Here is a 12,388-nt window from a genome sequence, read left to right on the forward strand (position 1 = left end):
ACACAGATGAACACAGATTTTCAGGTAGCGTATCCGCGTTTATCTGCGTTCGTCTGCGGTTAGTTTGATAATACCAACATGTAATGTGACGGTCTCGATCCCATCAGCAGCTTCTACCATATCAGTCTCAACTGCCAGTTTACCGCCGGTCAGACCTTCCAAATCATGGGTCAGGAGCTTCACAAGGTTTGGTGCCCCGCCGACAGGTGCAAGCGGTGACACATGTGTATACAGACCGAACGCCAATGCGAACACGCCATCGATGGTCGCCTTCTGTTCCATATACTCAGGTGCGGTCACAGCCACAGGCAGCTGCGAGGGGTCAACCCCAAGAGCATTAGCAACAGCAGTGACAATATTGATTATCCTGCCTGTATCGGTACAGGTGCCCATACTCAGGACAGGAGGAATTCCGAGTGACTCACACACGGCTTTCAATCTGCTGCCTGCAAGTTTTTGTGCATCAGTGGTGGTAAGCCCCGCAACCTGGAGAGCAGCGTTCCCGCAGCCGGCACTCATGACAAGGATGTCGCGTTTGATGAGTTCCTTTGTAATGGCAATGGTATTGACATCCTGCCCGCTGTCCTTCAACGTTGTGCAGCTTATCAGTGCCACGATGCCCTTGATGTCGCCTTTTTTAATTACATCCAGCAAGGGGTCAAGTGTTCCGCCAAGTGCGGATACGATGGCTTCGGCAGAGAAACCTGTAAGCGTCTTCTGGCGGTTCAGGTCGTTCTTAACAAGTCCTGCTGCCTTTCGTTTCTGAGCCAGTTGCCTGTAAGTCCCACGAATACGTCATCCTTCTCAAATCGCTGCAGCAGTTCCTGGCCTGTTTCGATCGAACCGATGATATGCAGCCCCCTTGCTCCCGAATCCATTGCTTTCTGCTGGTTCCCAGCCTTTTTCGCAGCAGCGATCAATGCGGCACCTATGAATGGCTCATGTCCGTTGGCAACGATATTTACATATTCAGGGTCAATGATGCCCAGGTCCACCATGTGTTCATGAGGCGATGGAGTGCCGAACAGTATGTCCTGCCCGAGTTCCAGCGGCACCAGAGAACCATAGATGGTTGCAATGCTCAAGCGCAGTGCCTTCTTTGCAAGAGACACATAATCACCATCGATATTGGTCATGCTGCATGTTGTCATGTCCATGGACTCTTCAATTGGTCCGCCTGGCAGGATGCCGAGTTTTCTCCATACCTTCTGTCTTGATTCAGGTGCAAATATCCCGACCATCCCGAGGGCTTCATCGGAATCCGTGTGGATGCCTTCGAGTATGGCATCCCCTACCTTTACAGCCAGTTCATTGACTGGTGGCTTTTCTGTGCCTGGCAGCTCTTTCCCGCTTTTGAGTCCAAGTTTGTCTGCAAAATCGCGCAGTTTTGCTTCGTCCCTGATGGTGAATGGTGTCTGCCCTTTACCAGTGGCTTTCAGGGTCATTGCCACTTACTTGGCATGGTAGGTATATGCTGTTGTCCCCATTATGTTAAGGTGGAGGAAATTGCGCATTGCCATGCCGTCGGCATTGATCCCACATGCCCCACGGTCAGCTTTTTTGCTTATCCTGCACGGTCCGTTGCTGCACAGCCGGCAGCTTACACCACTGCTGCAAAAGCGGCAGCGAATCCCTTGTGCCTCAAAGCGGTCAAAAGTGTTCGTAACGCCGTCTGCATGCAATTTCTCATACATATTTCGTACTGATCCATGTGCACTGATATTTTCCATATAATTCACCACTCTTTAATTATTTCAAATTTGATATGAGCTTTTTCGAACATTATCATCATAACAATTATTATAATATCATCAATAATAACATAATTATGGTGACATAACATTCAACAGTGGGGCAGCTTCGGGTATTGATAAGTTAGGCGGGGGCTCCGCCATGGTTGTGGAAATCTATGACCGATGTAATATTTGAAAGTGCTGAGGTTCGCAGAGCATCCTTGTTTTTCTCTGCATTCCTTTGCACAATCTACAGTTAATATTGAAATGATTCCAGTCCCGTTAGTTGCTTCAATCTCTCGCCACCCGTCGTTATATCTGTGGCTGCGCCATCCCTGCACTTATGCTACCCCTTCTGTAAAGGTAGTTAATTAGCAAAAGAATAACAATAATGAAACCGTAAATAAAACAAAATAAAATATCGAATAACTATGGGGAAATTACAATGAATGAGCCGATAATTGTACTCAATTTCAAGACATATACCGAAGGAACGGGGAAAAATGCCGTTACTATTGCACAGGCATGCAGGGATGTATCAGACGAGACTGGCGCATATATCGCAGTAGCTCCCCAGCTCCCTGATATCCACAGGGTTGCATCAAGTGTGGACATACCCGTATTCTCCCAGCACCTTGATGGTGTGGGGTCGGGCAGTTTCACCGGGCACATCATGGCCGAAGCTGTGAACGAAGCAGGTGCTACCGGCACGCTCATTAACCATTCGGAAAGGCGCCTGAAACTGGCTGATATAGATGCATCCATAACGGCTGCTCGCAGAACAGGTCTTACCACCATTGTATGTACTAATAATATTGCCACCACCAGTGCAGCATCGGCATTAGGTCCGGATTATGTGGCAGTTGAACCTCCCGAACTCATAGGTTCGGGAATCCCTGTTTCCAAGGCCGACCCTGAAGTTGTATCAGGTTCGGTGAAAGCTGTAAAAAAAATCAATCCGGATGTAAAGGTACTCTGCGGTGCCGGTATCAGTAAGGGCGAGGACATGAAAGCCGCCCTGGAACTGGGCAGCGTGGGCGTGCTGCTGGCCTCAGGTGTGGTAAAATCCAGTGATCCTAAAAAGGCCCTGTTTGACCTGGTTAGCGGGATCTGATACCGGGCAGGGAAATAACATTTACAGTTAGTGGACTATCTTTGAGATATTAAGTTCAAGAATATCCTCTGCCCCTAATGCCTTGAGCTTTGGTATCAATATATTGATATCACCCTTATTTACCACGGTCTCCAGTGCATAGTAATCGGATTTGTAGAGCTGGCTCACGGTTGGGTTCTTCATGGCAGGAAGTGCTTCGATCACGGTATCCAGATTGTCCTTGTGCACATTAAGGACAATGAGCACTTTTCCCCTGGCCTCAATTACTGCCAGTAGCAGTGTCCTGATCTCTTCTATATCCTTTCGTTTTTCAGGATCATCCCAGCTCTTCTTGTTAGCGATCAGCTTGGTTGAGGATTCGGCTATTATATCCACTATCTTCAGGCCGTTCTTCCTTAAGGTAGAACCGGTCTCGGTCAGGTCCACCACCACATCCACAAGCTCCGGAACCTTTGCCTCTGTGGCACCATAAGAATAGAATATCTCAACCGGAACGCCCATTTTCTCAAAAAAAGCTTTGGTCATGTTGGGATATTCGGTGGATACCCTGCTGTTGGGTTTGATATCACTGGCACTCTTGATAGAATCATCTGTCTGGGGTACGGCGATCACGATCTTGACATTGCCTGCCCCTTGTTTACTATAAGGAAGGTCTGCAACCTCCACAACATCGCTTTGGGATTCTTTTACCCAGTCCAGTCCTGTTATCCCGATATCAAAATATCCCTGTTCTATATATTTTGGGATTTCCTGTGGGCGCAGCACCTTAACTTTACTTATCCTCGGGTCATTTATTTTTGGGTTGTATTCCCTGTCTGTTTTTTTTATAGGAAGGTCTGCCTGTTTGAACAGCAGTAATGTTTGCTCTTCCAGACTGCCTTTTGGTATAACTATATTGATCATAATAAATCCTCTGGTATGGAGGGTTACAATACTTATTAGTGGATATTTAAGTTTTTTGTCAAAATTAATGAAACAGGTTTCATGCACGTTTTTCATGTAAGTTGTACAATAGTCCCAACAACGATATTGGGGATGCCCCCTCACTTACTAAAATATTCCATCACTTCTATCATTTTACTGTAATCTACCTCTGTAGCGTAGCAACCGTCGTTTAATAGTGGAACACCATACGTCGTAATGTTCTTACGCTTTAAAGAGCGCATGACCTTGTTAAGTTCATAATTGCATGCTAAAAGAAGTGCACCATCAGCCGATTCCTTTTTGATGATATGTCTTACATACGAAGAACCTGCAACGATAAATAGGGTATAGTTATACCTTTTTGCATCTGTCTTTATCTTAGAGAATATGCACTTTCCGCACGAGATACACTCAATACCATACATTGTTGATGCCGCCGGACAATCAAGTGATCGCATGCAATGTGGGGCAAGCAGTAAACGGTGTTTAGTCTTTTTAAAACCGGACATGTGCGCCATGTTCTTCAGAGAAACCATCCATCGTTCCAATTTTTGGGTATCAGAATATTTCTGGAAGATAGCTTTTATCGGCAGATAGAAAAAATCAAGTATGTTTGCAAAAAAACCAGCAAGCCAGACATTCCTATTAAGACTGACACGGCTCACAAATAAAGCTAAAATGACCAGGGAAATGGACACAAACACAACTGCGATCAGTGCAATCCCTATTAGATCATACATCGTCACATATCTCCATCTTATGAATCACTTCCGCCACATCTACTCTTGTATCATAACATCCATCCCTTATCAGGCAAATGCCTTGAACAGGTACAAACTTTGATACTGCCTGCATTGACTCGGTCAGTTCAACATAACATGCTACTCCAAGACATGCGCCCGGGTCATAGGACTTCATGATCTTCCTGACAAAACTGTCGCCCGGCACAATAAACACTTTGAAATTATACTTATCTGCTGCTTCTACTATGCGTTTAATATCACACTTGCCACATTTTGTGCACTCATACCCCACTATAGGGTCACATCGCGCCCTGCATTCAGGATGCCTCATACACTGTGGCAGGATGACAGCACGTCTTACCTTTGTCTTTTTAAACTTATCAAGCATAACTGCATTCTTGACTTCGATCAATATCTCATCTACAATTTCTTCTTTAATGGAAAAAATCCTGCATATCCATTTTGCAGGCGAGTAAAATAGATAGAGCATAAATAAGATGTAATTCGGGAATATGATCTTGTGTTTCCTGATACTATAGGCACCAAATAATAACGCTATTCCTGTCACAAGTATAACTGCGATTACCAGAAATACGAATAGTTTGCCTAGTAGCTCATAGGAGATTAGCATGAGATGGAAACAGTTATGTCGGTATTTAACATTGTCGTGGGATTACAATCTAAAAAATAAACAGAAAGGTATTTGTTTAGCTCAGTCACAACTATCGACTGATAAGTTGCTCCAATTCCTCAAGTCCACTCCCAGCTTATGGTTTCCAGACTGTCAATAAAGATTTAATTGGTTTAGTTTGTACACGCCTTGTGTTTTGGTATAACCTGGTAATAGGAAATTATTGTATGTACGATCTGATAATTATAGGTGGAGGTCCTTGTGGGTCTGCCGCTGGTAGAATCGCAGGAAAAAAAGGTTTGAAGACCCTGTTAATTGAAAAAGAAATATTTCCAAGATATAAACCATGTGGGGGAGCTCTTTCCGAACATGCAATGTCATATCTTGATTTTGAGATTCCCGAGTCTATGATTGAAAGAGATATATTTGGTGCAAGGGCCCACTTCAAAGGTCAGGTTGTTGAACAGCATAAGGATAGTAGAATAGCAGTTCTAATAACCAGAAGTATTTTAGACAATTATCTGCTTGAAAAAGCCGGAGAAACCGGAATTGAAATTAAAATGGGAGAAAAGGTCCTTGAGTATCAGGAAAAAAATGATTGTGTAGAGGTTTTTACTGATAATGATACATATAAAGCAAAATTTATCATTATAGCAGAGGGTTCACAAGGTAAATTAAAATATCAAATTCGAAGAAAAGATCGAAATGATGAATATGCAATAGGTGTTGTTGCAGAAATTGAAGCCGATAATGAATCAATAGATAAATATATACATAATGTTATTGACCTTCACTTTGGACGGTTTAAACATGGTTACGGGTGGATATTTCCACATGATAAATATTATTCTGTCGGAATAGCTGGATTAGCAAAACACTTACCTCACCCGAAAAAGACAATGTTAGATTTCTTAAATGAAAATAATTTTAATAATAAGTATAAATTACATGGCCACATAATTCCAGCAGGAGGAATAAAACGAAAAATAACAAGTTCAAGAGTTATTTTAAGTGGGGATTCTGCTGGTTTTGTTGATTCTTTTATTGGAGAAGGTATTGCTTATGCAATAAGATCTGGCCAGATTGCAGTAGAAGTTATTTCTAAAATAATATTAGATGATGATGATTTAAAAACAATAAAAAATTATGAAATAATTTGTAGATCAGAATTTATTAACAACTTAAACTATTCATTAATATTTGTAAAATTAATAAATAGTTGCCCTTCAATATTCTTAAAAATATTAGTTAGCAATGAAGCAATTGAAAAATATCTTGAAGTTACAACAATGGAAATATCATATAAAAGTTACATTAAATGGTTAATTCCAAGAATACCAATGTTTCTTTTACGATCATAGGAATTACAGGGAATAAAATAGATCAATATTAGTAACTCATGAATTATGATAACCTATTTTATTGAGTAGCACAAAGTAGTAATCATTCTACCAGAACAAGGTTTAAAATAATTCCAGTAATGTAATGATTAACCATGATAATCTATTTATAGATTAACACCATATTAAAGGATGTGTGATAGATATGCCAGAAAATATCAATATAGTTTCAAAAGAAGCAGGTAAGATCCATTCAAGGATTGTCCAGGCAACGCCATATGAATTTACAATAGCCACGAGAGCTAAATGGGAGATGGTGATTGCCGATGAAGATATAACAATAGGTGCAGGCAGGTTTGAAAAGATCAAGGTCAAAAAGATCAATATCCAGAAAGATACACTGGCAATACCCTGTGCCTTCAATCACCATGCACTTGCATCTGTATTGAAATTAGGCGGCAAAGGTGGTGCATCGGCTCCTGTAGAACAGGACCGTGTTGTAGAATCAGCTTACATTATGGGTGTTGAGTCAGGTGATATCAGGCGTGGTGATCTGCTTGCTGTCATCAACATATTCCCGATAATGTTCACAAGGGATGCCACAAACCCAATTGAGATGCTTTAGGGGGGAATGCATATGGAAACATGTGTGATATGCCATCAACCCCAGGATACAAAGCATTTCCCTGACTACAATATCTGTACTACATGTCACGATCTGCTGGAAGACCTGATGAGTGAATATTTCCTCAGAACCATACAGAATAAAGGGAAGGATGTGTATAAAGGGTATCAAAAGTATCTTGAAAATAGTAGCCAGTACATTTCAGACTATAAGAAGATCCAGCGCAATTCCATGCAACAGTTTAAGCAAATTGATGATCGTTTGCGCTCTGAACTGCAATCAGGGGGACCAAAGCAACGGTATATTGAATTGATGCTGGATACACTGGAATGGTTGAAGTCAACACCGGAGTTCTATAATTACTATTTCAAGGAATACTATGTCTGCCCAACATGCGGTGCCTCGATATTTGACCATTTCCACAAACATGATGTGGGTGACTGGCTAATCATTTCATGTGAAAAATGTGACACTGTAATAAAGAAATTCTATTCGCCGAAATTGGTATAGGGCAGGGGGCTCACCCCTGTTTATTTTTATTTTATTGCACGGTGATTCACATCAGTGGCACATTAAGGAATCCCAGCAGAATAACGATTATCACACCTGGTATTCCTCCAACAGCACAGATCAATATTGATACCCAGTTGATATCCACTGAAAAACCCATGTTGAGCATTCCTAATAAAAAGTTTGAGATGAATAGTAGTATCAAACCTACAATGGAATTTACGACAAGGTATTTTACAACTTTAAAGAAATAGTATACGCCGATGAATGCGGCGATTGCGACCACAAGAATAGCCAAACCGGTTAATATTTCCAAAGGCATAATGTTCAATTCCTTATATTCGTTAACTGTATCAAGATTATATTATTTAATTCTTATCCTACAGGCCGTCCTAAAAACGACTTTCAAAGACACCTTAAAGTCCTAGAGTTTTTACCTCCCAACACCCGCTTCAACAGCACCTGCGCAAACCCGGTAACAGTAATTCTAACTCTATGAGCCGAATCCTCTATAAGCTAAATCTTCAATTAACCAATTCGGGCTTCCTTATCAGCAGTTATGCATTTCAGCCTATATAACTCAGGTCTTCCTCTTGACTCTTTTTTTCCTGGATATCTTTCAGGTACTTCTTAAATCCGTCGTCGAATTTCTTTGCTTCTTTCTCTATTCCGCTCAGGTCTATTTCAATTCCAAGCAACTCAGAAGCTTTTCTTAATCCTGCATAGCATGCTTTTATGTCCAATGTCTCGGGAAAAGAAGTCTCAGCCAATAGAGCGATTCCTTTTAATTCCATACGCTGTGCATATTCGATAACCAAGCCGTTAACTCCGCCTATTTGCATACTGGTATCAGCTATTTCTACAGACTGACTTTCTAAATAATCCAGAAGTTCCTGGGAAGTTGCAACCCCGAATACCATTGGCTCTTCAACAAATCGTTGTATATGTGTTGCTATCACTGTATAAATAATATCGACATCACAGAGCTTTGCAGTTTCAACAATTTTCTCAGCCAGCTCATTATCCTTTGCAATAGAACCGAACTGCATTTCACCTGCGAACAGAATCATATTTTGCTCCTTTGAATAGTAGAATTTGAACAGGCTTACATCTCTTTCCATTGGTACCACCAGGCCTTTTTCAAAAAAAACAAGGGAAGGCGAGAGATGCGGTACATATATATCTGCAAACATCTCAGGTTTCAGGAGTTCAATAAAAGAGGTAACAGTATTTTTGGCGACCATTCCCATTCCGGGAAGACCTACCAGCATTCTGGGCTTTTCCATTTCCAGTTTTTTGTGAAATCGTATTTCCATATTGTTCAGGTCCTTCTCGACTTATTAGATGTATTCTTAATTTGGGGTGTTATTCATGTTAGAGGTGTTCATCCATGTTAGGGTATTCATCCATGCTAGGGTGTTCATCCATGCTAGGGTGTTCATCCATGCTAGGGTGTTCATCCATGCTAGGGTGTTCATCCATGTTAGGGTGTTCATCCATGTTAGGGTATTCATCCATGCTAGGGTGTTCATCCATGCTAGGGTGTTCATCCATGCTAGGGTGTTCATCCATGCTAGGGTGTTCATCCATGTTAGGGTGTTCATTTAAGGTAAAAATATTCCTTTGTCAACGGGTCAATGGCAATTTTTTCGCCTTCAGGATTGCCATCGTAGCCTGGATATCCGTATTTTCCAGCCGTAGCATCGAGAACCACACATTTTTTGCCATCAATTTCATAGTAGGATATCTGCTGGTCTTCAAGTAGCTCATCCGGAGAGTAATAGAAATAAAACCTTATATCGAAGTCAACAATAGCTTCATTCTTATTCCTGTTCTCAAAGATCACACCGCCGTTTGTAGTTAAACCATTACACTTGTCGCTTGTCCATATAACTTCCGAGTTCTGGCATGAAGGATAGTGGTCATATGAAAGGCGGTCTACCATCAGTTCATAATCTGTCCTGGACGGGACCACGTACACATTCAATGGGTTGGATGAAGAGACATCATATTGTATATCCATGTACTCGATTGGCGGATTAAATTCTGAACCATCACCGCCATAATAATAGAGGTAACCGGGTTTTAAGGTAAAGGTTTGTTGTTTTTGCTCTAAAATATAGAGGTTACCGTTTTCCATAACTATATTCATATTCCCGGTTTGACCCAGGTCCTTTGAGTACTGTGCGAGAATGGGCTCCCCGATATATTCAAGTAAATTTTCTGTATCAACATCACATGCCAGACAGTATGCATGGTCGGGTGTGAGCACCAGGTATGTCTGTATCCCCAGGTTCTCTAACAGCGACATGAGTAGGATCGTCAGGTCTTCACAATCTCCTCCATGTATATCCAGGGTCTCATATGGAGTCTGTATGAATTCCTCTTTCCTTGGGTCACTGTAATAAGAAAAGTCATCGATCACAAATCTATAGAGCTTATTTATCTGGCATTCCATGTCACCTGAAGGGCATTCACTTACTACAGAAGAAGACTGTGCCCGCAGGGTCATATCTTCAAAAATAATCTCATTTATGTATGGTTCTGCCCTTCTGACAACAGGGTCACCCATAACGTTTGAAAGAGTTTCTTCTTCAATGCAGCCACTAATTATTAATGTGCAAATAATGAGAATAACCGCAAACCAGGTATTTTGTTTTTTCATACTATTAACATGTGAAGATGATGTATTCCTATTTATCTATAGTATCAGTTTGCTTTAACATTATATTTTATCTTCGCTTGGATCTCACTTAATTACTTCCCTTCTTAACAGAACATACGCCAGCCCCAGCCCGGCTATGCTGTACCCTAACAGCGGCATCCAATATTGGCAGTTGTTATCAGGAATCAGGTTTTCGATATGGTGTTTTAGTTCTCTAAGTCATTAGAGGTGGGAATTTTCACTAACCCACTATGCAAAAAATCACACTATTTCTCTTGAAAACCAAGTAGCTACGCTTCCTCTTCTATTCAAAGTGCCAATAATCCTTTTAAATGACATTTGCCTGAAGAATTTTACTACAACCAGTTTGATCATTGCTTCTACATCATACTTGAAATGCCAAGTTTTATCACTATAGAAATTGTTCATTATTTCAAAAAATGCAGGAAAAAAACATGGATAAAAGACCCACAGTTGATGAGTATTTTATGGAGATAGCTGCAGTGGTTGCCAAGCGCTCCACATGCCTGAGAAACCATGTAGGAGCCGTAATAGTACGGGATAAGCGCATACTTTCAACAGGATATAACGGTGCGCCAAGAAACCTTGAACACTGTCTTGATATCGGGTGCATGCGTGAGCAGCAGAATATTGCTTCCGGTACCAGGCATGAAATATGCAGGGCCGTACATGCCGAACAGAACGCCATCATCCAGTCAGCACTACACGGTGTAAGTATTGAAGATGCCACCCTCTACTGTACTCACCAGCCATGTATACTATGCGCAAAGATGATAATCAATTCAAAGGTAAAGAGGGTCGTATTCGCTAATAATTATCCTGACACTGAAGCACTCAGGTTCTTTGAAAGTGCAGGCGTGGAAGTAAGAAGTTTACAGTCAGAACCAAAATGATACAACAATAAATATGGAGATCACATGGACGATATTGATGCAAAATTATTGAAGATCGCACAAGACGGCATTTTGCTTGTTCCAGAGCCGTTCAATGAAGTCGCCGCACAACTGGGCATTTCTGTGGATGATGTGATACACAGGATAGATAACATGCAGCATGAAGGTGTTATCAGGCGCTTTGGCGCATCCATTGGGCACAGGGTGATAGGTATTACTGCAAACGCCATGTGTACCTGGAATGTACCCGATGATCGTGTAGAGGATGTAGGTGCCATTATGGCAGGATTTACAGAGGTTACCCACTGTTACCAGAGGCCCAGAAGACAGGGCTGGCCGTATAACCTGTTCACAATGGTACATGCGTATACGCAGGAAGAGTGCAAAAAAATAGCCAGGCAGATATCCCATGCCACAAGTATTGATGATTATAATATATTGTTCAGTGAAAAAGAATTCAAGAAAACCGGTGTAAGGCTTTGAATGATAACATACTCCGAGCCCCACACCTGTTGAATGATAACTCGCCCAGACTCCTACCCCTGTTAATAGATATGAATGACAGGAAAGTGGTGATATTCGGTGGCGGGCAGGTAGGTGAAAGAAAAGCCGCCCTGTTTTCCAGGTATGCACCCACCACTGTTATAAGCCGCAGTTTCACTCCTGCTATCCGGGAACTGGGACGACAGGGTGTCTGCCTGATCAATACCGGTGGAGAACTATCTGATGATGAGATCGCTCTGTATGTAAGGGATGCGTTTTTAGTAATACCCACAACAAGCGACCTGGATCTTAACAGGAAAATACGGGATATCGCTCACAATAACGGGTGCCTGGTAAATTCGGTTGACGGAGTGGAAGACCTTGTGGTGCCGTCCATTATCGAAAGGGGTGATATTATCCTTGCCATCTCCACCGGTGGTGCCAGTCCTGCCCTTTCCAGATATATGCGGCAAAAGATAGAACAGGTTATTGGGCCACAGTTCGAGGATATGGCCAGGCTTTTGGGAGAGATCAGGCCGGTATTGAAAAAAGAGGTAGGGTCCCAGGCGGACCGTTCCAGGATATTATGGGCCATACTGGAAGACAAGGATGTGTGGAAGGCACTGGCAGAGTCTTATGAACTGGCTTTTGATATTGCCTTAAAACATATAACTAATGAAGTTAATTAGTTGAACTTATAAATCAG

The 12,388-nt window shown here is 41.9% G+C and carries 14 protein-coding genes and 1 pseudogene; 8 read left to right on the plus strand and 7 right to left on the minus strand.

The features are described 5' to 3' along the window. Positions 1-39: 39 nt before the first annotated feature. Positions 40-1,730 (minus strand): annotated as a pseudogene (locus tag HF974_05265) (carbon monoxide dehydrogenase). 448 nt (positions 1,731-2,178) lie between these two features. Between HF974_05265 and tpiA the strand changes: the two are divergent. Further along, complete coding sequence (gene tpiA, locus HF974_05270) at positions 2,179-2,847, plus strand: triose-phosphate isomerase (GenBank protein MBC2697750.1); 669 nt, start codon at positions 2,179-2,181, stop codon at positions 2,845-2,847. Positions 2,848-2,874: 27 nt separating this feature from the next. Here tpiA and HF974_05275 read toward each other — a convergent pair whose 3' ends face one another. From HF974_05275 to HF974_05285, 3 genes are all read right to left on the minus strand, one after another. After that, entirely contained in the window at positions 2,875-3,750 is an 876-nt protein-coding gene (locus HF974_05275; GenBank protein MBC2697751.1) for an ATP phosphoribosyltransferase, read from the minus strand. A 140-nt stretch (positions 3,751-3,890) separates the two neighbouring features. Beyond that, positions 3,891-4,511 (minus strand): DUF116 domain-containing protein, encoded by a 621-nt coding sequence (locus tag HF974_05280; GenBank protein ID MBC2697752.1) that lies wholly within the window; start codon positions 4,509-4,511, stop codon positions 3,891-3,893. Then, positions 4,504-5,145: a DUF116 domain-containing protein gene (locus HF974_05285; protein MBC2697753.1), complete on the minus strand. Its 642-nt coding sequence runs from the start codon at positions 5,143-5,145 to the stop codon at positions 4,504-4,506. The genes HF974_05280 and HF974_05285 overlap by 8 nt, the downstream gene beginning before the upstream one ends. A gap of 227 nt (positions 5,146-5,372) precedes the next feature. Between HF974_05285 and HF974_05290 the strand changes: the two genes are divergently transcribed. The 3 genes from HF974_05290 to HF974_05300 all read left to right on the plus strand — a co-directional run bounded on the left by HF974_05290 (position 5,373) and on the right by HF974_05300 (position 7,620). Next, the gene (locus tag HF974_05290; protein MBC2697754.1) at positions 5,373-6,506 is read left to right on the plus strand and encodes a geranylgeranyl reductase family protein; all 1,134 of its coding nucleotides are present in this window, start codon (positions 5,373-5,375) and stop codon (positions 6,504-6,506) included. A gap of 184 nt (positions 6,507-6,690) precedes the next feature. Beyond that, positions 6,691-7,110, plus strand: a complete 420-nt coding sequence (locus tag HF974_05295; GenBank protein MBC2697755.1) for a DUF22 domain-containing protein — start codon at positions 6,691-6,693, stop codon at positions 7,108-7,110. 12 nt (positions 7,111-7,122) lie between these two features. Further along, positions 7,123-7,620, plus strand: coding sequence for a hypothetical protein (locus HF974_05300; GenBank protein ID MBC2697756.1), 498 nt, complete (start codon positions 7,123-7,125; stop codon positions 7,618-7,620). A 46-nt stretch (positions 7,621-7,666) separates the two neighbouring features. Here the strand turns inward: HF974_05300 and HF974_05305 are convergent, their stop codons facing one another. After that, positions 7,667-7,936 carry a hypothetical protein gene (locus tag HF974_05305; protein MBC2697757.1) on the minus strand — a complete coding sequence of 90 codons (270 nt, stop codon included), beginning with the start codon at positions 7,934-7,936 and terminating at the stop codon, positions 7,667-7,669. Between the two features lie 250 nt (positions 7,937-8,186). After that, entirely contained in the window at positions 8,187-8,936 is a 750-nt protein-coding gene (locus tag HF974_05310) for a hypothetical protein (GenBank protein MBC2697758.1), read from the minus strand. A gap of 55 nt (positions 8,937-8,991) precedes the next feature. Here HF974_05310 and HF974_05315 point away from each other — a divergent pair, with 55 nt between their 5' ends. Further along, positions 8,992-9,228, plus strand: a complete 237-nt coding sequence (locus tag HF974_05315; GenBank protein ID MBC2697759.1) for a hypothetical protein — start codon at positions 8,992-8,994, stop codon at positions 9,226-9,228. On the opposite strand, the gene HF974_05320 is transcribed toward HF974_05315, so the two are convergent. Further along, positions 9,221-10,285 carry a hypothetical protein gene (locus HF974_05320; GenBank protein ID MBC2697760.1) on the minus strand — a complete coding sequence of 355 codons (1,065 nt, stop codon included), beginning with the start codon at positions 10,283-10,285 and terminating at the stop codon, positions 9,221-9,223. The two genes, HF974_05315 and HF974_05320, sit on opposite strands and share 8 nt — an antisense overlap. Positions 10,286-10,740: 455 nt before the next feature. On the opposite strand from HF974_05320, the gene HF974_05325 reads away from it, so the two are divergent. Genes HF974_05325 through HF974_05335 form a run of 3 tightly spaced genes read left to right on the plus strand, consistent with a single transcriptional unit; the run spans position 10,741 to position 12,371 of the window. Further along, positions 10,741-11,199 (plus strand): cytidine deaminase, encoded by a 459-nt coding sequence (locus tag HF974_05325; GenBank protein ID MBC2697761.1) that lies wholly within the window; start codon positions 10,741-10,743, stop codon positions 11,197-11,199. Positions 11,200-11,223: 24 nt separating this feature from the next. Further along, a complete protein-coding gene (locus tag HF974_05330; protein MBC2697762.1) occupies positions 11,224-11,682 on the plus strand; it encodes an Lrp/AsnC family transcriptional regulator in 459 nt (152 codons plus the stop codon). Continuing rightward, entirely contained in the window at positions 11,679-12,371 is a 693-nt protein-coding gene (locus HF974_05335; protein MBC2697763.1) for a bifunctional precorrin-2 dehydrogenase/sirohydrochlorin ferrochelatase, read from the plus strand. The genes HF974_05330 and HF974_05335 overlap by 4 nt, the downstream gene beginning before the upstream one ends. Positions 12,372-12,388: the final 17 nt, after the last annotated feature.

It is taken from the genome of ANME-2 cluster archaeon, assembly GCA_014237145.1.
Classification (GTDB): domain Archaea; phylum Halobacteriota; class Methanosarcinia; order Methanosarcinales; family Methanocomedenaceae; genus Methanocomedens_A.